Source organism: Lysobacter korlensis (genome assembly GCF_042434515.1).
Genome location: NZ_JBHLTG010000004.1, coordinates 404,339 through 425,665, shown reverse-complemented (window position 1 = coordinate 425,665; position 21,327 = coordinate 404,339). Strand labels below are relative to the sequence as shown.

Sequence of the window (21,327 nt, the reverse complement as noted above, 5' to 3'; positions counted from 1 at the left end):
TGAAGCGACATAGCCGATGGCACTGCGGGCGCCCTGACAGCCGCGAGCTCGCTTCTCGAACCTCATGGCTCGCGGTGGAAAAGAGCGCCCAGCCGCCCGGCAGAAGGTGGCGTGCTGCCAGCGTAATAAGCCTGTGCGGGCTGCGCAGAGCGATCCTTCCGCAGCCCGCACCTTAACGGAAGTATATCCATGTAAACTTCAATAGCCGGACTCCTTGTTGAAGGTTATTAGTGCGCCGAACCGACATCGCACCGCCCCTCCATCCCTTCCTGGTCCCAGTTGAGGGGCAGCCGCACGTTGTGGCCATGGCACCGCCGCCGACCCCGCGGAGCTTGGACCTGGACGGCACGGCGGTCGCCAGCCTTAATGCGGCAGCGAGCGCCTTGGGAGAACTCAAGGGCAGTCTTGCAGACCGACCCAACGCCGACCTTCTGACCCGGACGCTCGCCCGCCGGGAGGCGGTGCAAAGCTCCCAGATCGAGGGGACGAAATCGGAACTGCGCGATGTGCTGGCCTATGAGGTCACGCGCAGCTCGGACGGCAGCGCGCCTGATGTCGTCGTAACGGAGCGCTACGTGGAGGCGCTTCAGCTGGGTCTGGACGCAGTGCGTGAACGCGGCCGCGCGGGGATCGACCTCAACCTGGTCCGTGCGATGCACGCCCATCTCATGCAGGACGAGCCGGAGAGCTTCCCCAAAGGGCACTATCGCGATCGCCAGGTCTGGATCGGCGGATCCGCCAGGATCGAGGACGCAACCTTCGTACCGGCACCGCCATCGATGATCGCGCCCGGCATGCGAGAGTTGGAAGCGAGCATGCTGCAATACGCGCCTCGCGAGCATGAAGCCCTGCGCCTGCCGCCGTTGCAACAGCTGGCGATCGCGCACGCCCAGTTTGAGACCATCCACCCCTTCGTTGACGGAAACGGCCGCGTGGGCCGGCTGCTGATGCCGCTCATCCTCGCCGCCGAGGGCTACCCGCCGCTCTATCTTTCGGGTGCACTGCTGCGCAACCGGACCGGCTATTACAACGCGCTCAACCAAGTGCAGGTACGCGGTAACTGGTCGCCCTGGATCACCCTCGCGTGTCGTGCAGTAGTGGAATCCACGCAAGACGCGATCGCGATTGCGCGGGACTTCGACGCGATGCTGGAAGGGTGGGGGACTAGGCTTCAGAAGTTCCGCATTGACTCCGTCGCCCGGCGCCTCGCGCCTTTGCTCTTGGGTCATCCCGTGGTGGACGCCGCGCGCGTGGCCCAACTGATGAATGTCTCCGACCGCTCCGCCCGCACGGGCATTGATGCCCTTGTGGACGGAGGCATCCTATATCTGCAGAAAGAGCGCAAGCGCAATCGGGTCTGGGAGGCGCGCGCACTCATCGACCGGCTCAACAAAGCTCCGCCCTGAAGACCACGAACTGCTGCGCGCACTTCGAGAAAGCCGCTGCCCAATGGTCCGCGAACTGATACTCCAGCACGTACCATGCTGGGGTCGTCTCCCCAGCAGCGTGACAACTGCTGCCTAGCCTCTAAGTACCTGACCTTGTTTTCGACGCGCCTGGGCACGCCATGCTCAGCCCAGCGCGTACGTCACCTTCGCTCCCTCGACGGCGATCCTCTTGCTCGACTGCAGGCTCTGCAGCACTGCGTCGACCTGCTTGTCGTCCAGTGCGGGCTTAAACCACGACTTGATCGACGCGCGCAGACCGCTCACTTTCGTCGGGCGCGTGGACTTGGCGAGGCACTCCAGCACAACCTTAACCCGCGACGCGGTCGACACTTTCGGTGCGGTCGCAGGCTTCGGCGCCACTGCGGGCTCGACAGTGATCACGACCGCCTTGCTCGCCTTCTTCTTGGCGGCCTTCTTGGCAGTACTATCGGCGGACGCGGGCGGCGGCTTCGATACCGCGGGCGACGCGCCGGGCTGCGGAAGCTCAGCCAGCCGCTGGCAGCCGATGCCGCGTGCGGTGAGATGGCAGACGAGTGGATCGAAACCCTTGTCCTTGGAGATGATCCGGAACGTGGCGCCCGGTTCCTCCACCGCGAGTCGTCCGATGTAGTAGGCAATGTGGAAGTCCACCGCATCCGGCCCGCTCCCGGTGATCGAGATGTACTCGGCATCACTGCCAAACGGCTGCAGCGCCTGCACCAGGTCGAGCATCAGCTTGGTCTGCTGCTGGCCCAGGAAGACCTTGATGCGGGCTTCGCCCGGGCGTAAGCGGTCGAGCGCCTTGGGCTGCACGTTCTCGAAATCGATCAGATAGTACGGCTTGGCCATGCGCCCTCCCCAGGTGCCCGCCGAGTCTGCCCCGGCACGGGCGACGGGTCGATAGGAAATAGAACCTAACCCCTGTGTGCTTGACCCCATTGTCAGGCGCGCTGCGAACCCTTCCCGGTGTTCGCTACCCTGGTGTCAACGATCCGGGGGAGCGAGGCATGGCGGAAGGTCAGAACTGGTCGCGGGAAGAGGTTGAAGCCTGCGTAGCCGATTACCTGCGCATGCTCACGATGGAACTGAACGGGCAGCGCTATAGCAAGACTGAGCACGCCCGCGCGCTCCTCGAGCGTCTTGACGGTCGCAGCCGGCCGTCGGTCGATTTCAAGCACTGCAATATCAGCGCAGTGACGGTGGCCCTTGGGTATCCCTACATCGACGGCTATAAGCCACGGGGCAACTTCCAGACCCTACTGCTGGACGTGGTCGAGAGCCATCTGCAGGCGAATACGGCCCTGCAGGAAGCGGTACAGGCGCCAGTTCTCCGCCCGGCCGTTACTGCTACCCCCGGCGACACCGGATCAATCTGGGTGCCGCCGCCACACCCACGAAAGGGCTCGGAGGAGCCTGCCGCCTACGCGCCGCGCTTCTCGGCGGCTCGTCGCGACTACCTCGCGCAGGAATCTCGGAACCGTTCACTCGGCCGGGCGGGGGAACTGTTCGTGGCAGAGCTAGAAACACGCCGACTCCATGCCAGCGGAAAGAACCAGCTCGCCGATCGGGTCGAGCATGTCGCAGCCACGCAGGGAGACGGGCTGGGGTATGACGTCCTCTCCTTCGACGACGACGGCCGCGAGCGGCTGATCGAAGTCAAGACGACCGCTTTTGGCGAGCTCACCCCGTTCTATGTGAGCCGCAACGAGCTGGCCCGGTCCGAGGCCGACGCGGACCACTTCCACCTCTACCGCCTGTTCGACTTCCGCGATCGCCCCCGGCTGTTCGACTTGCCCGGTAGCATCTCCGTACGCTGCCAGCTAGCGCCTGTGTCCTATCTGGCTCGACTGGCTGGATAGTCCACCAAGGGGAGCGGACACATGGCACGCAGACGCGAAAGCGGACTCGACGTTCTGGCTGCCCTGCCTTGGCCGGTCGGCATCGGTGCCGGTCTGCTCGCGTATTGGGCTGTGCGGTATGGCGCTGCCTGGTACTTCGGCTCTCGCGATGACGAACTCGCCGAGGCGTTCAGCCAGCAACTCCGCTCCGGCGCACTAGCACCTTTGGCGTGGGCGGTCCTGATCCTGTGCTGGATCGCCGCCGGTGTCTCCTACCTGCGCAGCCGCCAGAGGGCCCGACTGCTCGAGACCCGCACCGGCCTCGATAGCATCACGGCCCTCGACTGGCGCGAGTTCGAGCAACTCGTCGGCGAGGCGTTCCGTCGGCAGGGCTATTCGATCGAAGAGACGGGGCTCGGCGGCGCGGACGGTGGCGTCGACCTCGTGCTGCGACGCGAAGGCCGCACCTGGCTCGTGCAGTGCAAGCGCTGGCGCCAGCGGCAGGTGCCGGTGGCGACGGTGCGCGAGATGTGGGGCCTGCTCGCCCACCACGCAGCCGACGGCGTCAAGATCGTCTGCGTGGGGGACTACACGCCAGACGCGCGCCGCTTCGCGTCCGAGAAGGCGATCGACCTGATCACCGGGCGGGACCTCGTCGCAATGGTGGACGCGGTGCGGCAGACGGCTCCGTCTAAGCGATCGCCCATCCTGCGGATCGAGCCGACCCTTGCGCCATCGCTAGTATCGGAACCGGCGCAGATTGCTTCACCCCCGTGTCCGAAGTGCCCGGAACCGATGGTCCGGCGGACGAACCGCCAGACGGGGTCGGCATTCCGGGGATGCACGGCCTATCCGCACTGCAAGGGAACTCGCATGGCGGAAGCGGAATTACACAGCTAGCGCGAAAAGGGCTGCAGTCGACCCTGAAGACAACCGGACGGCGTTCTTTGCGAGGCTTAACTACCCCCGCTCCTCATTAAAAGCTCAGCCAACCGCGGGCCGCAGCGATCGCCGGCAAATGGAACCTGCCTCCCCTTTTTCCGGCCGCGCCGTTTTGCGCTCGGGCGGCTTGAGGCTCAAGGACCAAATCAACTGATGAGTACCGCAATGTAAATCGCAGCGGCACCTTATGACGCCGGACGAAACTGCTCAGGAACGCCAGTCGCGGCTCTTCTAAACATACCAACGAATTGACGTCTGAATTGCGACAATACCTCTTCCAAAGGGCTGACTCTACGCCTTCGAGATACGTTTCGGGCTCCACGTGTATGTTCGGAGCGAAGGATAAGCAGCCTTCAGTTGAGTAGCTGCTAATCGAACTGCCATCGACTCGGAAGTTGCCTGGACTGTGGCGGACGGTGACGAAACGTTGCTGCCCTTGCGGACATCGAACGTGACAGTGAAGCGAGCCATTGCATCTCCTTTTTTTGAGCTTTGATTCGAGCGGCTTTACGGATTGTCTCGGACCTCTACTTACAACACCTGGACTACTTTCGGCGCCGACCACTGCCGGGTCGTCCCGGAGGCCGCAAGTCGGACGTCAGGCCTGTACAGTCTTGATTAGTCGTTGCAGCGAGGTCTGGCCAGCAATGCGCTTCCCTGACAGATCGATCTCCGCCCCCCTTGCAGTGCCCCGAAGCAGCGTCACTTTGGAAAGACAGCTACCACTACAGCCAGGCTCTTAAGAATCCGCATGATGGCTGCGAATCGGATATCTCGCAGCACTGGCGAGCGTTAAGGTAAAGACGGCGCTCGATGCAACAGCAGCCGCAAGCAGGACACTGTCCGTTACCGACGCTACGGCGTTGTAAACCATAAGGCCAGCCATGGATTCAAGAATTGGTATACCACGGCGTTGAACCACCTGCTTCAAGAACGCCAAGCCGAACACCATCGCAACGATGAACGTTAAAGCGCCCGGTCGTTTCGCCTCTGAAGTGGCCAGCATTGCGGCCGATCCGAGCGCAATGAGTAGCGCATTGGCTCTGATAAATTTTCCTGCAAAGCGCCGCGCATCAAAAATAACTAGCGGCAACGCAGCGAGCGCGAACAGGAACAGAACCAGCAGGGGAAACCCTAGACCTTTCATAGCTGCATGAACTCCAATGGCGGCCTAATCCTGAGCGAGTGTTCAGCCCCGCCGGATGCCTCCATGCCCCAAGTGACGATGCTCCTGCGGCCGGGTGGCATCTTTTCTAGAAGGTGACACGTCCAGCTTGAGCCGATTCCCGGTGGCTGTTGCCGGTCCGCAAGAGCGACCTCGGGAAGAATGTGTCGCAGTCCTCACTGTTGAGTACCTGTACAGCTCCTCGGGTGTCGTCGGTCCCAGGCTCCGGCGTAGGGCCTGAACTTCCCTTCCACATTGTCTATCCGAGTTCCACTCGACCACCCAAACTCCAGAACGAGGACCTGATGACCGGAGTGATCGCGGGCTCCTTCTAGTGCCTGCAGACACGTATTCATGTGGAAGCTCCGGCAGATGCTGCCCCGGCCCCTTGCTGTCCGCGCTGCCTCTCGCTGAAAATCATGCCGGCCGGGTGCGTTCGCCTGCCTGACTGCGACTCCCGGTGACCGACGACGGGATGCGTATGAGCGAGGTACCAGCCGAGCGTGGGCACGCACTGCGTGCCTGCCCACGGGCTTGGAGTTCAGGCGGCCATTTCCACTACTGAGAACTCGGCGTCGATCGCCTCCCCCATCTGGCGCCACTTCCTGAAGGCTTCCCGGTTTCGGCGCCCTGCCTCCATCGCCTGATTTACCTCCGCAATGCGCCCCTCGAGCTCCCCATAGTCAGGGAAGAACCGTTCGACGAAGCCTTCGCTGCGCAACAGCTGGACCAGCTCCTCCCGCTGTCCATTGAAGTTCTTCACCATCTCGGCGATTGCCTTCGCAAATGCCTCTTCCCGCTTGGCCTGCTCCCAGCTGTCCCACACCTCGAGCCCCAAGCCGACGACCGACAGGACGCCGTTGAGCCCGTTGGCGAGTTTGGTAGCCCCCCAAGGCTTGAACTTGAGCATCGAGCCAATATCGAACCCCACGAATTTCGCGGCCGACGCAAGGCCATCGCGCGCGGCCAGCACACTGGTGTTGTTGATGACGTTGTTTTTCAAAAGGTAGCTGAGCCCCTGCTTGCCAAGTGCCCCCACGGCAGTATTGAAGTGGTCGACCTCCGCGTTGATATCCACCGACATACGCTGGATCTCGAGGTTCACAGCGCGCAACTGGCGCTCGAACTCGTTCTGCAGGCGCGTCGAGACCACGATGCCCCCCGGGCCGACCTCCCGCTCGAAGAACTGGTTGAACGACTCTAGCGTGGCCCCCTGCGCCTGCAGGATGAGATCGGCGAAGTACCGCAGTACAAATTCCTGCAGCGCGGACCGCGCTTCACTCACCTCACTGGAGACCATGCCCAATTGCTTCTGCAGCCGGCCGGTCATCGTTTCTAGTCGCGCGACTTCCTGCCCGATGCGCTCGTCGTTCTCGACCGCTACGGGCAGCTGTTTTGCGAGCACATCGCGAGCGATGGAGGTGCGGGTCTCCTCGACGATTGCCAGCGCGCCGCCGTTAGCTGCGACCTTCTCTGACGTGGCCGCCTGGAGCGTTCCAATGTGCGAGAGCTCTCGGAACACATCCAGGTGCTTGAGCCAGTGGCCCATGCCCTTGTCGAACGGGTTTGCTGCCACCGCCACGATCGACAGCTCGGCTTCCTCGGCCTCGCTGAGGCCGATCAGCTGCCTAAGTCGCTGCGTGACATTCTCGCGCTTGATGGCCAGCTGCTGCGCGTACTCTTCCGGATCCTCGACGTCGGCGACCTCGTCGAAACGTCCGAGCACGAATACCGTGCGCGGCAGGAGGTTGAGCGTGCGAAACAGCCATTCAAGCTCTTCGCGGTGGCTCTCTTTGACTGGATTTGCCGGACCCATGACATAGAGCACGAGGTGCGCCTCGCTCACGTACTTTCGCGTGATGTCCTTGTACTTCTCCACCTCGCCGGAACTGGCGCTGCACTTTTCCTTGAATCCAAACAGCCCTGGCGTATCCACGAGCTCGAAGTCCTGCCCCCCGTCGTACACGGCGACGGCGTTGGACGACTCTTGGTGGCTGATGTTCATGCTGCCGTTTTCGAGGCGCTCCATCCAAGCCGCAGCGATAGAGGTCTTGCCCTCGGAGAAGCCGCCCACCAGCACCACTTTGAGTTTGTCGGCCGCCACCTGGCCGATCGCATTGCGCAGCTTCGTCCGCAATGATTCGTCGATCTTTATGCCTACGGCGTCTGCACCGGAAACGAACGCGTCGAGCTGAGCGAGCACACCCAGCACCTCAGAGCGGCGTTCGTTGAACGCCCCTAATGTCTGCTTCATTACTTTTCCCCTTGAGCCTTAATGGAACCGGACAGTTCCTCGAGCGCCTTAAGCGACCGGCGGAGCGACGCATTGAGTGAGCGGAGTTCGGCCACTGGGCGTCCCAGCGCCTCGTCGATCTCATCCACTTTTTGCTCGAGCGCCGGGAGGCCGTCCTTGAGGTTATCCCCCAGCGAGCTGCGCATCTGTTCAACGACGCGGTCGATATTCTCGTCAGCAGCCTTGCGCTGCTGACCTTTACGGTAGTCGGAACTGAAGAAGCCGCGGACCGCTTTGTAGAGGCTGATGACCGCGGTGAAGGCGCCAAGGGCGACAATTACCCAGCCAGCCGGATTCCACCAGAGCAATGCTGCGCCTACCAGTGTGCTGACCAGGGCGCCTACCTTCAGGCCGCTATCAAGATCCAGTTTGAGCTCGAATCCGCGGCCCGAGCCCCCCACGTCCACCACCGCGAACAGGGCGGCCAGCTCCTGAGTCTGTTCCTCGAGACGCGACACGACATCAGCGATCTGCTTCTGCAAACGCGTCAGCTCCGCTTCAAAGCGAGCCGGCAATTGCTCCTCGAGCCAAGCCTGTTCTGCGGCGAAGGCGGCCTCGAGCGCCTGCTTGAAGGTGTCGTTGTCGATATCGCTCTTGATGCGCGCGTAGATCGCCTCCCGCACGCGAGTGGCGAACTCGTCGACGCTGCCTTGCACCTGCGTGTCGAGTCGCGTGCGCAGCTTATTTGTGGCGCTTCGAATCTGCAGGCGCGCGTCTTCGGTGCGCTCGTGCAGCTTCTTTTCCATCGGCACTAACTTCTTCTGGATGCCCTCGAGCGCCGCTTGCGCCTCTTCGACGACCTTGAGCGCCTTGTTGAAGTTCGAACGCCGGATCTTTCGCTCGTGACCACGGACGAGGTCACCCTCGAGCAGGTGGCGGAATCCCGCGAGGTTCGACCGTTGCAGCAGCCCGGCCCGGTCGATCCGCGCCAGAAACTTCGCCTGGCCGCGCTCGTCGGGCGAGCCGGGCACAAGGCAGGTGGCCACACCATAGAACGCCGGTTTCGCGCTCACGCCGACCGTGCGCTGGTACGCATCACCGAGTTCGCTGCGCATCGTGGTGTCGAGGCCGTCGAGGGACAGCTTCTCGTCGTCATTGAGCAACGCGTCCGCGAGGGCCGCCGGATTGGTGGCGCGCTTGTTGTAAACGGTCCATACCTCCGTATGCGCCGCCAGATGCCCCTTGATCTTCTCGAGCGTGCCGGGGTTGCCCGGCTGGCCCTTTTGTGGGGGTGCCGGCTTATCCGTTACATAGAAAACGGCGTGCGCCTTTCGCACGGAACTGAGGATCGCCTCCATGACGCGCGCTTCCTTGCCTTCAATGCCCGGCACGTCGATGAGGGCGAACGGCTGGCCACTGGCGCTGAAGGCATACGAAGTGGCCTCTAGGGTGAAGTCAGACTGGCCGTTGCCGATGATGCCGCCATCGGCATACGCGGCCAGCTCCGCCAATGCTGCCTGACGGCGTGCCAGCGCGTTCTTGGCGCGTTCTTCGTCCCGCTGAGCCTCGTCGACCGCCCGGCCAGCGCGCGCACGTGCTTCCGCGCGGGAGGTCGCTTCTGCGGCGTGGCGCTTTTGCAGGTCGGCCAGCTGCCGCAGCTCCGGCATCGGCCGGAACAGGAAGATGATCTTCGTCCATACGGAGGCCTGCGCACGATTGCGTGCGATCACGGCCTCCAACTCAGCGACGGCTGCCCGCTCGGAATCTGCGCTCGCAGCGTCGACGTGTTGGAGCGCCGAACGCTCGGCCTCACGTTGCGCCCGGACCGCGCCAGCCTCCGTGACCGCCTGCGCGGCCGCGTCGATCTTCTCTGGCGTCAGGCCTTCTTGATCCTGCAACTCGCGGAAGCGCGTCTGCGATGCCATCTTTGTCGGCTCGCCGAGCGCAATGCGCAGGGATTCGATCAGAGTGGACTTCCCGGCGTTCGTTTCGCCATAGAACGCGATGGTGAACGTCTTCCAATCCGTGTCAGCTTCGAGCGCAGAAAGCTCGTGCTGTAGCCGGTCTTGCGTAGGCCGCAGCGACTCAATAGCGCTGTGCTTTGCCTGCGCCACCTCCTCGTCAGCGGAGGCCTCGCCCAGGTGCCCCAGGATGCGCTCGATCTCACCTGCAGCTGCTGAATAGACATGCCGTGCTTCGTCTGCCCCGGGCGCTGCCGTGACCGCCTGGGGATGCTTCAGAGACCGTGTCGCCATGCGTCTTCATCACTTCAAGGCTCACCATTCTGAAACGTGAAGAGCGCGTGAAGTGTGACTGTGGCTGGGTTTTGGGGCGGAACGTTTAAGAAACATTCTCGCTCGCGTGCCGGGATCGCGCTCCTGCGCGTCCTGACGAGTAGCCTAAGGCCCCGGCTTCGGCGTAGAGCTTGAAGTCCCTCAGCTAGCGCCCCGGAGACGAATGCGCATCAGAGCGACCTAACGCTTCAGTAGCGAGCCTCGGGGAGGCCGGTGTGAGAGGCCTGCGGTAAGCCGTCGTGCTGGCCGCGCCGGTCAACGGCGTACTCATCAATGCTGCCGCCCGATAAGTAGGTGTCGTGCGGATTCGGCTGCCGTGAGCGGCGGTCCGAACGGATTAGGGGCATTGGTCGGCTACATGCACATAGGGGCAGCCTCTAGGACCAGATGCAGCCTGATCTCAGCGTTCCTGTCGTGCAACGCATTGCACCGACTGCGCCCTTAGTGGCTAACTTACAAAACGATTGCAAACCAGCAGCAGTGGACAGCCACTGAGATTGAGAAGAGGAGCCGTCGGCTACTTACTGAGGCCCTTGCTCTTTGGCGAAGCCGCTAGCTAAGCCATCACATGATGGTTGCGCTACGGGGCTGCGCGTCTGCTGCAAGCTGATTGGACCCGACATATGAAGCCAGCACGCGTCATGCTTGAGTCGGCCTGCTGCCGGCCTAGCGCGTAGGCTTCGTGACGTGAGTGCGCCCATGTCCCCGTCAGGGCGTCTCGAAGCCTGCCTTCTTCTTGGCGGCGTTACGCGTGGCGAAGTGCTCGAGCGGCTTCGCTTTGACACGTTCGATCTCTGCCATCTCCGCCTTATCGGCACTCAGTCCTGCAGCTTCGGCGAGCGCCAGTAGCGTCACACTGAGTCCGCCCAGTTCCTGATCCAGTTTGCCTACGGGCTTCGCATATACATGGTCAATCAGCCGGTGCAGCATCGCGGCATCGCAGCCACAGACCTGCGCCGTTTCGATCACCTCCTCCGCCAGCCGCAGGCCGCGCTGCGGTATGGACCACGCGTCGTGGTCACCGAACGCGGCCACACACCAGGCATGGACCTCAGCCTGACGCTCGTCGCGTCGGGACAGGGACGATGAATTGTGCTCCGGATGCATCCGATCTCTCTTTAACCGTTGCCGGGCGCCGATTCTGGCTGTGTCACCAGCGTCCGGGAAGACAAACAGCGCGTCCCTGCAGTCGCAGGTTCTGAGACGCCTCCAACGAGACTGAACAGGTCAGTCCAGCCCGCCCCATCAGAAGGCAGTTTTCCGGCGCCGGCATACGACATTTCCCGATGGAAAGTCTTTTCCGCTGGGACAACTCTGGACATACTGTCCCTATTCTTCCCGGAGCCCCCATGGACGCGTACGAACTGATCGATCTCGCCCTCAAGCGCTACTCTCCCAAGGAGGTCGCGAAGGTGCTGGAGGTCGATCCCAAGACCGTGCGCCGCTGGAAGATCCGCGAGACCGAGCCGCCGGCGTATGTCGCCGACGCCATCCGACAGCGCCTGCTTCCACTGGGCGAGGCGCCGACCGATCCGGGCACCTTCCGCTTCATCGACCTGTTCGCCGGCATCGGCGGATTGCGTATTCCGTTCGAAAAGCTCGGCGGCCGCTGCGTCTTCACGAGTGAATGGGACACCTACGCGCAGAAGACCTACGCGGCCAACTTCCACGATGGCCCGGGACACGTCTTCGCCGGCGACATCACGCAGGTGCACGAGAACGACGTGCCGGACCACGACGTCCTGCTCGCCGGCTTTCCCTGCCAGCCCTTCTCGATCGCCGGCGTTTCCAAGAAGAACGCGCTAGGCCGCCCGCACGGCTTCGCCGACAAGACGCAGGGCACGCTGTTCTTCGACGTGGCGCGCATCATCGCGGCCAAGCGCCCGAAGGCGTTCCTGCTGGAGAACGTGAAGAACCTCGTCAGCCATGACAAGGGGCGCACGTTCTCCACGATCATCGACGTGCTGCAGAACGAGCTCGGCTACACCGTCCACACGAAGGTCATCAACGGCAAGCACTTCGTGCCGCAGCACCGCGAGCGCATCATCATCGTGGGCTTCCGCGAGCCCGTACCTTTCAGCTGGGACGACCTGCACTTGCCTCCGATCGAGGCCGGCCCGAAGCTCGCGTCCATCCTGCATCCGCAGGACGGGTCCGAGACGGTGGATCCGAACTATCTCGAGGGGCCCAAGGGCAAGGTCCGCGACTGCTACACCCTGTCGGACAAGCTCTGGGAATACCTGCAGAACTACGCCACCAAGCACCGGGAGAAGGGCAACGGCTTCGGCTTCGGGCTGGTCACGAAAAAGGACACCTGCCGCACTCTTTCCGCCCGGTACTACAAGGACGGATCCGAGATCCTTGTCGACCAGGGAAAGAAGAAGAATCCGCGTCGCCTGACGCCGCGCGAGTGCGCCCGCCTGATGGGCTATCCGGATACGTTCCGGATTCCCGTCTCGGATACGCGCGCCTACAAGCAGTTCGGCAACTCGGTCGTCGTACCGGTAATCGGTGCTGTGGCCGAGCTCATCGTGCCTCTGCTGGACCGCATCGGCGAAGCCGGGGTAGTGGACCGCAAGGTCGCCTGATCCATGGACATCATCAGCCCGGAGCAGCGCTCCGCGCTGATGTCGCGGGTCAAAGGAAAAGACACGAAGATCGAGCTGGAGGTCAGGCGTGGACTACACGCACTAGGCTTCCGCTTCCGATTGGGCGATACCTATCAGGTTGACGGGTCCAAGCTACCCGGGCGACCCGACGTCGTGCTGCCAAAGTTCCGCACGGTGGTCTTCGTGCACGGGTGCTTCTGGCACAGACACTGCTGCCATCTGTTCCGTCTACCGAAGACACGTACGGACTTTTGGGAGGCCAAGATTGCGGCCAATCAGGCGCGCGACGCTCGCAAAGAAGCGGAATTGCGCGCGCTCGGATGGAACATCGAGACGATATGGGAGTGCCAGCTCCGCGGACAAAACGCCGACGTGAAAGCGGATGCTATCGGCGCCCTTGCAAACAGGATCGTCTCGAACGCGCCAAAGTGACGCCTTCGCCAAGTCAGGCTGCTGTCATCCCTCCCGCCCCAAACAGTCGAGAGAGGGTAGGCGTGACGCAAAGGTCAGGCAGCTGCTGGGAGGAGTTCGCGGGTGCGTGCCGGTAATCTAAGCTTGCGAGTTGAACGAGCCGCCTCTAAGTGCCACGCCTAGGAATAGAGAAGGGGAACAACGATGGGCTTCCACCCTGAATGGAACGAGATTTCGGCTTGGATCTCGCGCAGCCGACGACTCTTCATCAAGAAGCTGGCCCGCAACGATGCGGCTTGGGCCGACAGTGCCAGCAACGGCCACCAGAACGGATTCTTCATTCCCCGCCCCATCGCTGAGTCGGACTTCTTTCCGCAACTGAAAAACTCCAATCCGGACAAGCCGCACATCTTTGATGTCGAATATCCGACGTTTTGGCCAGCGTCAGGTGAAGTCAGAAACTCGACCATCAAATACTTCTCGCTGCGCAACCCCGGCAAAGCGAATGCTAAGCCGAGGTACGAGTGGCAACACACGGGGATACCAAAGGAGCAGTTCAAGGCGCTGTCGCCGGCATCCTTGCTCTTGGTAGGCAAGCTCGAAGAGGACGTATCCGGTGCTGGTTACTGGTTCGTGGTCGTTGATTCAGTAAGCCAAGAAGCAGAGATCGTCGAGACCGCCTTTCAGCTTGATGCAGACTTCCATTACGGTCTGTTCGATCCCGCCCTCCCGGCAGCTCAGACATCTGTCACCGATCAACTCATCGGCGATCTGGTGCAGGCAATCAAGGACGGAACGCTAGAGCGGTTCATAAAGACTCAGGCGATGCCACCTCCAGCAACTCTCGCGAGCCAAGCGCAGGCGAAGTGGCTGAGCGAGAACGGTGGACGCGACATGAACCCTTTCTCGATTCGCAATCCGGGCGACGCCGTTATGCGCATTAGCCGGGATATCGAGTACGCCATTTACAAGCAGGCAGAGCTGCGCTTCCGCGCCGCACAAGTAGCCCGAATTCTTGTTTCCAGCGGGGGCGACCCCATTGTCAATCTCGTCCGCGGCTTTGCCGAATTGGACGCAATCTTCCTGAGCGCGGCACAAACTCGAAAAAGCCGGGCAGGTCTTTCCTTCGAGCACCACGTGGAGAGACTTTTCCGAGATGGCCGGGTGCACCACGAGGCTCAGGCTGTCTTTGGCGGCAGGCGTCCGGATTTTGTCCTGCCGGATGTGAGTGAACTCAACGCGAACGGGGATGCAGTAATCGTTTCCCTAAAAACCACCCTCCGCGAGCGGTGGAAGCAGCTGGCTTTGGAAAAGCCGTTCGGAGCCATCTTTCTGGCAACCGTCGATGACCGCATATCCAGCGAGGCGATCGATGAAATGGGCAGGAACGCCATCTCGCTTGTGGTTCCGGAGTCGCTGAAGAAGGCAAATGAATCGGCCTACGACGGCAACTCGAACGTCATCACCTTCACTGAGTTCTTCGAAATTGAGGTCAGGTCCAAGCGGCCGTCGCTGATTCTGCCGCTCTAGGCTAACGCCATAAGGATGGCGGACGACGCCAGACTCACCCTTAGACGTTAAAGCGGCCACGCAGCCTGCCACGTGAGCTGCAAGACGTTGAGAGGACAGGTCTAGTTTCCGAAGAAATGAACCCGCCCCCGCTTCTCGCAGGAGATGAACCCGACGTCTTCGGGCTGCACGCGGCTTCGATCAAGAGCAGATTAGGCAGAACTAGACTCTGACCCCTGTGTCCACTCCCTACAGTTGGCACATGGGCTGCGCCGGGTCAGAGGTCCTGCACCTGCAGCAGTCCATGGGCCGCGCACATGGGTGATGCATGCACACCCGCCCGTCAGGTCGGGACAGGGGTATCGACGAACGCACCGGCGCTTGGCGATGTGTCACGGACCCGCCAGTTCATGCGCTGGCGGATCGAATTGGGTGGGAACGCCAGATCCAGGCCGAGCGTGATCTCCCGGTCCGCCACCTTCGCCTTCACGCCGTCGCCCTTGCGCACTGTCGGGTAGAGCAGCGCCACGGCTTGGCGCGGCGCGCACAGGGCGTCCAGCGCGGCATCGGCCACCGGCAGGCACGAGATGCCGGTGAGATGGTCGGCGATGTCACGGTGGCGCTTTTCCGAGAACACCTTGAACCGTCCGTTGAGCACACTGCGCTCGAAGGCCCCGTGGTCGAAGCCGTCGAACGCCCAGTGGCTCTTCGCGCTGGGCTTGGTGAGCATGAGCAGCAGCCACTGGTCCACCCCCGGCGAGTCCGCGCCCGTGCCCTTGAGGAAGCTGATGACATTCGCGAACTGGCTTTCGGGTGTGCCCCACGCATAGCGCTCGAGAAACCCGAGGAAGCGGTCCGCGCCGAGCGTGTACAGGCGCCCGTTGAGCGAGCGCTGTGTTCCATCCGCCGCACGACCGGTGAGGTTCACGGTGTGGGCCGGCGCGCCCTCCACCAGTGAGGCGAGCCTGTCCACATTCTCCGCGCGTTCCGTGGGCTTGAAGGTTACGCGGCCCGACTCGGCGTGGCGCCCGCCGAAGTTCTCCATCTGGATCTCGGCGTTGTACATCTTGTTGCGCTGCGTGGGCACCAGCATGCCCATCGGAACGAGCGGCGGCACCTGGATGGGCCGGATGCCATCGCGCGAGTACATCGCGATCCGGCGCCGGAAGCGCTCCTCGTCCATGCAGATCGACTCGAACATCTCGTAGAGGTCGGCCGTCTTGGCCGGCTTGGCCATGCCATCCTTCCCGGCCGACGCCTTGCCCGCGGGCACCTGGGTGCCGACGTAGAGGCGGACGAGGTCCCGGTAGCCGCGGCGGAAACCGAACCAGCGACCCATCTGCATGAGCGTGTCGCCTGCCGCTGCCTTGCGCACGAAGTACGTGGTGGTCAGGCCTTCGACGGTGTAGCCGCGCGAGAGCTTGGCGCCGCCGACGAGGATGTTCCACACATCCTCGCGATCGAAATCCGGCATGTCATCCTTGTACTCGTTGTCGCCGTTGACGATCAGCACCTGCTTGGCGTTGCGCTGGAACCTGTCGATCGCCTCGACCATAAAGCCGTGGAGGTCCGCATACGACTCCGGCCGCGCGAGATCCGGCTCGCGCACCTCGCTGACCTCGCGGAAATCCTCCTCCCACAGCTTCCACAGCCTGCGCTTGGCGGACTCCTGCGAGTACGCGTTCGCCCCGAGCAGCTCGCACACGCGCCTGCGGTCGTCCTCGTGGACCACCCGCTGGGCACCACGGTGTACGAGCATCGTGTGGTGGCGGACGTTCACTGACCCGGGATCACGCGCGTGTCGGAACAGCTTGATCGCACCCGCGAGGAAGTAGGCATCCAGCGCCTGGCGGAACATCGTGTCGTCATCGTGGTTCTCCACCTTGCGCACGAAGGCCTTGCGGTTCGAGCGGACACCGAGCTGCTCCACCTCCTCGTCATGGAGGGGATTGAAGCCCTCGTCGAAGTCGTGGAAGTCCGCGATGCCCATGTAGTTCTGCGGACGCGGCAGCAGCTCGATGAAGTCGCGCGGGAACAGGTCGCGCGAGTCTTCCGGGTTGATCAGGGCATTCGCCGCCGGCGTGGCGGTGTATCCGATGTACTGCGACCGCGGGAACATCCCGAGCAGGTCGACGATCGCGCGGTTGGTGGAGGTGCGCTCGGCCTCGGCCTGAGCGGCCTCGCGCGCCTCGCGCTCGCTCATCTTCCGGCGACGCCCGCGGCTGGGGTTGATGGTGTTCACCGATGCCTGGTCGGACTCGTCGTCGATGATCAGGACCGGCATGTCGTCCAGCCCGACCCCGAGCTCGCGGAAGTCGCTGATCAGCTTGCGGATGACGTGCGAGTTCTTCTTGATGATGATAATGCGTGCGGCGGCGGGGTGCAGGTTGTCGGGATGGTTGGCCGCCCGGTCCGCGAACAGCTTCTCGAGGCGCAGCACGTCCTTGCCCTGCCCCAGACCCTTGTAGTCCGACCGCGACGTGGTGATGCGGCGCAGGTTGCATGCGCCGTGTTCGCTCGGCATGCCGCCATAGCGGACGAAGCGGTCCCAGTCCTGGTCACCCACGTACTCGTCGGGCAGGTAGGAGGCCTTGTCCCGGTTGATCTGCTCCTGGCCGACGAGCTCCTTGTCCAGGCGCCGCTGGGTCTGCAGACGTAGGCTGTCGAGCACGCCCGCCAGCACGATCACGACGCGGTAGCCCGCATCGATCGCCTTGGCGACCACGGCGGTGAAGTTGGCGGTCTTGCCGCTCTGCACGTAGCCCACCACCAGTCCGCGGACTGCGTGGGCATCCTTGCGCTCGGGATCGGAGAGGCGGCGGATGACCTGGTCGGTCGCATGGTCGAGCGCACGTATGCCCTCCTCGTCCCAGCCGGCCTGGGTCTCGAGGTACTTCTGGTAGCGCGGCCAGTAGAACCGGTGCTTCCACTTGCGGCTGTCCGTGTACCACTCCTGGTGGGAGTCCGCGATCACGATTGCTTGGTCGAACTTGCGTGCGATCGGAATGCTCCGCTCGACCGCGGCGATGGTGTCCTCATCGAGCGCGAGCTTGCGCAGGATGAGATCCCGACGCTCCTGGGAGAGCCGCTCCGTCCCGCTGTCCCAGTCGGTGTCCGTGGCGGCATCCCACTCGCGCAGTGCGCGGGCGAACAGCGCGTGCGGGAGCGCGTTCGGGTCGCTGCCGCGGATCGCGTCCATCACATGCGCGATCGCACCCTCGACGTCGCCCGTGAAGTCGGCTTCCTCGATCTCGTCGCGCAGTCGCCTGCCGAACGGGCGCGGCCCGGTCACGCCGAGCGCGGTGAGAAGGGCCTGCAGGGCCTTCGCGGCGCCGCGCTGTTCGTGTTCACTGATCATCTGCTGCTCCATAGTCGAGCGCTTCGAAGGGTCGCCCGAGACCTTCCAGCTGGAGGGTCAGGTTCACACCGGCGACGCGTCCGGTCGCGGGGACCCCGAGGGCCTCGGCCAGCCACGCGTGGCTGATGCACGGAAAGTCGGTGCCGATGCGGATGGCCTGCACCGGGGCGGCGGCCGCATAGGGCACCGCACATTCGGGATGTCCGGCTTCATGGCCGGAGGCTTGGAGGGATGCCTCGAACGCCGACAGCGTGGCGGGATCGTGCGCGAGGCGGCGGCGGAGCGCGGCGACGCGATCGTCGAGGCTCGCACCGCCCGATGCGCCCGGGGGCGCGATGCGCACGCTCACGAGGTCCAAGGTATTGCCCGGGGACGGCGTGAGCTGGTTGAGTCCGTGGATCGTGTGACGCCGCTCGTTCGCGAGCGTCGTCTTCACCTCGAGCTCGAACCCGTTCAGGCGGAAGTCGTGGGGCTGCCGGCGCGGGCCGACCCACGCGGCGATCGCGTCATGTCCGGCATCGAGAAGCAGTTCGAGCACCATGAGCTCGCCGTGTAGTCCCACGACGCGCTCGCGCGAGAGCTGCACGCTGCGGGCGACCAGCGCCTCGAAGTCCGCAAGGCTCAGCTCCATCGCCCGCAGGCAGTCGCGCTCGCCCTCGTGCAGCCGGGCCACCACGTCCTGCACTAGCGCATATACGGCACGATGCAGTTCGGGCAGCGTGGTGTACAGCTCGGCGTAGTGGACGCCAGAGGCGACGAGCACCCGAGTCGAGATATGGCGCATCGCGGCGGCCCGCGACCACGTGCGGGGACGATCCAGCCGGAGCCGGACGCCGAGTGCGCTGCGGTCCGGGTCATGGAAGATCCGCAACTCCGGCGACGCCACGACGATGTGGTCCATCGGGGTCGCCGTGTCGATGTAGTTCCCGCGCAGCAGGTGCCATTCCGGCAGGGTGGCATCCATCCTCAGGCCTCGTGGCGCAGTGCGAGCGAGATGAGCTCGTTCAGCAGCTCCACGCGGCGACGCCCCTGCGCCGACAGGCGTGCCTTGTCGAACTCGGCCTCGACCAGCAGGAATATCAGCGTCTTGAACACCGGCAGGTCGGTCGCGGTGCCCTTGCGTCCGCCCAGCAGCTTCCTGCGCACACGGCGGTCGATGCGCAGCGTGCGCCCGTCGCTCGTGTCGATATCGAAGATGCGGCCGTCATCAAGATCGTCCCAGACGATCTCGACCTCGCGGGTCTTCCCACCGCCGCCGATCAGCTCCTGGGCCCTGCGCGCGAGTTCGGCCGGGATGCTGCCCCCGGGAACGAACGGGTACTCCTTCTGGACGCGCTCGTCCTTCTGCCGGTACACCGCGGCCGCGCGCTGCCGGAACTTCGGAAACGACATGCCGGTCAGCGATTCGCTGCCCTGCACCGCATCGACGAAGCCGGCCGGGACGTTCACCCCGGACTTCTGGACATTCAGTCCGAAGTGGTCATCGAGGGTCTGTGGCAGGTCGATGGCGACGCGGGCGAGCGAGGTGTGCGGCTCGGTCTCGCTTTCGACCACCCCGTTCCATCCGCCGGCTTGGATGAGACGGTCATTGCGGTAGAAGTAGAAGCCCTGCCGCGAAGCCGCACGGTTGCCAAGCTTGTACTCCGGCGACTTGCTGTTGGGCGGCCAGATGTGGGCGTTCGCGTGCACGGCGCCGACACCGGCTATCCGCACGTCGAACGTCTGCGGGAAGTTCGGGTCCCCCACTCGGTCGTAGCCGAAGGGATTGAAGGCCGCGATCCGCGTCGCTTGGTCGGGCACCGACTGGCCGACCTCATGTGCATCCACGCTCACCGAAAGCGTGCCGCGTTCGATGAACCGGTGGAAGTGCAGACCGAGGTGCACGCGCAGGCGAGAGGTCAGATTGTCGATCGTGGCCCGGGTGCCATTGCGTCCCGGAACTAGCCGGTCAATGCGGTCCCACTCAATCACGGTGCCGCAGCGGCGCAGGTCGAGGTCCAGATACGGCGCCGCAATAACCGCCTGGACGTCGTCCTCCGGAATGCCGTGACAGATCCAGTTGCGGCCCACGCCTTCAGCCGTCCAGCGGCGGCCTGACGCGGTGCCACCGGCGCGTGTGTAGACGGACAGGGTCTTGGCATGGCTGAACGAAGCGAGCTTCAGTCCCATACCGAACTTCCCGAGCGAATGCTCTTGGCCGTCCTCGTGTGCGCCGAACCGCATGGCTTCGGTAAGCCGACGCGGCGTCATACCCCGACCGTCGTCGACTACCAGCACCTTGCGGATCGACTTCCGGTCGTACTCGAAGCGGATCAGCACCCGTCTGGCTTCGGCGTTGATGCAGTTGTCGACTAGATCAGAGATCGCCTGCTCAAAGGAGTAGCCGATCTGTCGAAGCGCGAGCATAAGTTGCTCGGGGTTCGGCGGCAGTGAGACGTCACCCTCGACCGGTTCGCCTGCAACTTGATTCATCTCGATTCCTTCCCTAGGGGACGTTGCTGCGTGTCCCTCCCCTGTATGTGCGCAGCCTATCCGAGAATAACGGACCCTTACCTAGGCGGCGCATGGGTACGGGTATGGATCGTCCAGCGTGCCAACCGTATCTGGCATCGGCGATGCACAGCACCCGCGATCGTGCGCTATCCGAGTGAGGCCCGGCTGCGTGGGCGCGGCTTGCGTCCGGCCCTTGGCCGCCCTGAAGCGCCTGACGAGCACAGCACACGCAGTGCTGGAGTACCGCTAGCCCGAGGCCCCAACATCCGGGGCACGTCTGCATCGGGTCGGAAGCGGACCTAGGCTGGTCGGCGCCGTCAGGCTGGTCAGCCCCGACTGGAACCGTGATGCATCGGCATCGGCGCACGCACAGTTTGGTCACGAACTCTTGAGGCACGGTCTGCCGACCCTCGATACGCTCCCGCTTGGCCCTTCGGAGTGCCCACACAACTTTGTAATCGCCGCCTTGGAGAAGGCCACCTCAGCTGTGGTATCCGCGACCTGATCCAGGGCCATGTGAAAAGCCGCCTCGAGGTTTCTGCACGCCACAGGGCTGCGCGCGGAGGGCAGCTGACGTTCCGTGCCAAGGATGGCGGCAAGGACATCCGGCCCCTTTCTGCGCTACATGTTTGGGCCGGCGCCGCCCGATGTAGAGCTGCGGCGGGTGGCCTTGCGCCGTCGCTCGCGCCGCGAGGAGTTGAAGATCGTGCGTTTTTCTCCACACGACGTGGCAGGTGGCCTCAATGGACGACCCTGATCCGAACGACTAGGGCCGAGGCAGACTTTCTCCTGGCGGGGGCCTGGCTAAGGCTCGGCCTGCTTCAGCTGCATCATGCCCCGCAAGGTGTGCGGCGCTATTAGCATTGTTCATCCATTGGCTAAGCGCCTAGGGTGCATGCGCGACGGCCAGCAGGCGGTGTCGGGATCATTGCGTCTCGGTACGCCCTCTGGGGCACGTTGGGACACACTTGACGTCTCAACCCAGCCGGAGATACTGGTACCGTAATTGAGTTAGCGGAGACCCGTCGCCTGTCGCTCAACGGGTGGC

General features: G+C 63.6%; 14 protein-coding genes. 6 read left to right on the top strand and 8 right to left on the bottom strand.

Annotation, left to right across the window (positions count from 1 at the left end):
- The first annotated feature begins 332 nt into the window (after positions 1 to 332).
- Positions 333 to 1,406: a Fic family protein gene (locus ACFFGH_RS18405; protein WP_386670928.1), complete on the top strand. Its 1,074-nt coding sequence runs from the start codon at positions 333 to 335 to the stop codon at positions 1,404 to 1,406.
- 165 nt (positions 1,407 to 1,571) lie between these two features.
- On the opposite strand, the gene ACFFGH_RS18400 is transcribed toward ACFFGH_RS18405, so the two are convergent.
- Positions 1,572 to 2,276, bottom strand: a complete 705-nt coding sequence (locus tag ACFFGH_RS18400; RefSeq protein ID WP_386670926.1) for a PIN domain-containing protein — start codon at positions 2,274 to 2,276, stop codon at positions 1,572 to 1,574.
- Between the two features lie 158 nt (positions 2,277 to 2,434).
- Between ACFFGH_RS18400 and ACFFGH_RS18395 the strand changes: the two genes are divergently transcribed.
- Positions 2,435 to 3,286 carry a protein NO VEIN domain-containing protein gene (locus ACFFGH_RS18395; RefSeq protein WP_386670924.1) on the top strand — a complete coding sequence of 284 codons (852 nt, stop codon included), beginning with the start codon at positions 2,435 to 2,437 and terminating at the stop codon, positions 3,284 to 3,286.
- 21 nt (positions 3,287 to 3,307) lie between these two features.
- Positions 3,308 to 4,165 carry a restriction endonuclease gene (locus ACFFGH_RS18390; protein WP_386670922.1) on the top strand — a complete coding sequence of 286 codons (858 nt, stop codon included), beginning with the start codon at positions 3,308 to 3,310 and terminating at the stop codon, positions 4,163 to 4,165.
- A gap of 781 nt (positions 4,166 to 4,946) precedes the next feature.
- Here ACFFGH_RS18390 and ACFFGH_RS18385 read toward each other — a convergent pair.
- The 4 genes from ACFFGH_RS18385 to ACFFGH_RS18370 form a co-directional block, all read right to left on the bottom strand.
- Positions 4,947 to 5,354 carry a hypothetical protein gene (locus ACFFGH_RS18385; RefSeq protein WP_386670920.1) on the bottom strand — a complete coding sequence of 136 codons (408 nt, stop codon included), beginning with the start codon at positions 5,352 to 5,354 and terminating at the stop codon, positions 4,947 to 4,949.
- 559 nt (positions 5,355 to 5,913) lie between these two features.
- Complete coding sequence (locus ACFFGH_RS18380; protein ID WP_386670918.1) at positions 5,914 to 7,626, bottom strand: LeoA/HP0731 family dynamin-like GTPase; 1,713 nt, start codon at positions 7,624 to 7,626, stop codon at positions 5,914 to 5,916.
- On the bottom strand, positions 7,626 to 9,860 hold the full coding sequence (locus ACFFGH_RS18375) for a hypothetical protein (protein WP_386670916.1): 2,235 nt from the start codon (positions 9,858 to 9,860) through the stop codon (positions 7,626 to 7,628). The genes ACFFGH_RS18380 and ACFFGH_RS18375 overlap by 1 nt, the downstream gene beginning before the upstream one ends.
- 747 nt (positions 9,861 to 10,607) lie before the next feature.
- Complete coding sequence (locus ACFFGH_RS18370; protein ID WP_386670915.1) at positions 10,608 to 11,006, bottom strand: hypothetical protein; 399 nt, start codon at positions 11,004 to 11,006, stop codon at positions 10,608 to 10,610.
- 242 nt (positions 11,007 to 11,248) lie between these two features.
- On the opposite strand from ACFFGH_RS18370, the gene dcm reads away from it, so the two are divergent.
- The 3 genes from dcm (at position 11,249) to ACFFGH_RS18355 (ending at position 14,449) form a co-directional block, all read left to right on the top strand.
- Positions 11,249 to 12,487 carry a DNA (cytosine-5-)-methyltransferase gene (gene dcm / locus ACFFGH_RS18365; protein WP_386670913.1) on the top strand — a complete coding sequence of 413 codons (1,239 nt, stop codon included), beginning with the start codon at positions 11,249 to 11,251 and terminating at the stop codon, positions 12,485 to 12,487.
- A gap of 3 nt (positions 12,488 to 12,490) precedes the next feature.
- The gene (locus ACFFGH_RS18360) at positions 12,491 to 12,940 is read left to right on the top strand and encodes a very short patch repair endonuclease (protein WP_386670911.1); all 450 of its coding nucleotides are present in this window, start codon (positions 12,491 to 12,493) and stop codon (positions 12,938 to 12,940) included.
- A gap of 183 nt (positions 12,941 to 13,123) precedes the next feature.
- A complete protein-coding gene (locus tag ACFFGH_RS18355; protein WP_386670909.1) occupies positions 13,124 to 14,449 on the top strand; it encodes a type II restriction endonuclease in 1,326 nt (441 codons plus the stop codon).
- A 322-nt stretch (positions 14,450 to 14,771) separates the two neighbouring features.
- On the opposite strand, the gene ACFFGH_RS18350 is transcribed toward ACFFGH_RS18355, so the two are convergent.
- Genes ACFFGH_RS18350 through ACFFGH_RS18340 form a run of 3 tightly spaced genes read right to left on the bottom strand, consistent with a single transcriptional unit; the run spans position 14,772 to position 20,258 of the window.
- Positions 14,772 to 17,786 (bottom strand): Z1 domain-containing protein, encoded by a 3,015-nt coding sequence (locus ACFFGH_RS18350; RefSeq protein WP_386670907.1) that lies wholly within the window; start codon positions 17,784 to 17,786, stop codon positions 14,772 to 14,774.
- Positions 17,776 to 18,750: a PD-(D/E)XK motif protein gene (locus ACFFGH_RS18345; RefSeq protein WP_386670905.1), complete on the bottom strand. Its 975-nt coding sequence runs from the start codon at positions 18,748 to 18,750 to the stop codon at positions 17,776 to 17,778. Before ACFFGH_RS18345 ends, ACFFGH_RS18350 begins: the two co-directional genes overlap by 11 nt.
- A gap of 2 nt (positions 18,751 to 18,752) precedes the next feature.
- Entirely contained in the window at positions 18,753 to 20,258 is a 1,506-nt protein-coding gene (locus ACFFGH_RS18340; protein WP_386670903.1) for an ATP-binding protein, read from the bottom strand.
- Positions 20,259 to 21,327 lie beyond the last annotated feature (1,069 nt).

Excerpts from the sequence above, each read along its gene's own strand:
- ACFFGH_RS18400 (WP_386670926.1), bottom strand. The coding sequence starts at position 2,276 with ATGGCCAAGCCGTACTATCTGATCGATTTCGAGAACGTGCAGCCCAAG.
- ACFFGH_RS18395 (WP_386670924.1), top strand. The coding sequence starts at position 2,435 with ATGGCGGAAGGTCAGAACTGGTCGCGGGAAGAGGTTGAAGCCTGCGTA.
- ACFFGH_RS18390 (WP_386670922.1), top strand. The coding sequence starts at position 3,308 with ATGGCACGCAGACGCGAAAGCGGACTCGACGTTCTGGCTGCCCTGCCT.
- ACFFGH_RS18385 (WP_386670920.1), bottom strand. The coding sequence starts at position 5,354 with ATGAAAGGTCTAGGGTTTCCCCTGCTGGTTCTGTTCCTGTTCGCGCTC.
- ACFFGH_RS18380 (WP_386670918.1), bottom strand. The coding sequence starts at position 7,626 with ATGAAGCAGACATTAGGGGCGTTCAACGAACGCCGCTCTGAGGTGCTG.
- ACFFGH_RS18375 (WP_386670916.1), bottom strand. The coding sequence starts at position 9,860 with ATGGCGACACGGTCTCTGAAGCATCCCCAGGCGGTCACGGCAGCGCCC.
- ACFFGH_RS18370 (WP_386670915.1), bottom strand. The coding sequence starts at position 11,006 with ATGCATCCGGAGCACAATTCATCGTCCCTGTCCCGACGCGACGAGCGT.
- dcm (WP_386670913.1), top strand. The coding sequence starts at position 11,249 with ATGGACGCGTACGAACTGATCGATCTCGCCCTCAAGCGCTACTCTCCC.
- ACFFGH_RS18360 (WP_386670911.1), top strand. The coding sequence starts at position 12,491 with ATGGACATCATCAGCCCGGAGCAGCGCTCCGCGCTGATGTCGCGGGTC.
- ACFFGH_RS18355 (WP_386670909.1), top strand. The coding sequence starts at position 13,124 with ATGGGCTTCCACCCTGAATGGAACGAGATTTCGGCTTGGATCTCGCGC.
- ACFFGH_RS18350 (WP_386670907.1), bottom strand. The coding sequence starts at position 17,786 with ATGATCAGTGAACACGAACAGCGCGGCGCCGCGAAGGCCCTGCAGGCC.
- ACFFGH_RS18345 (WP_386670905.1), bottom strand. The coding sequence starts at position 18,750 with ATGGATGCCACCCTGCCGGAATGGCACCTGCTGCGCGGGAACTACATC.
- ACFFGH_RS18340 (WP_386670903.1), bottom strand. The coding sequence starts at position 20,258 with ATGAATCAAGTTGCAGGCGAACCGGTCGAGGGTGACGTCTCACTGCCG.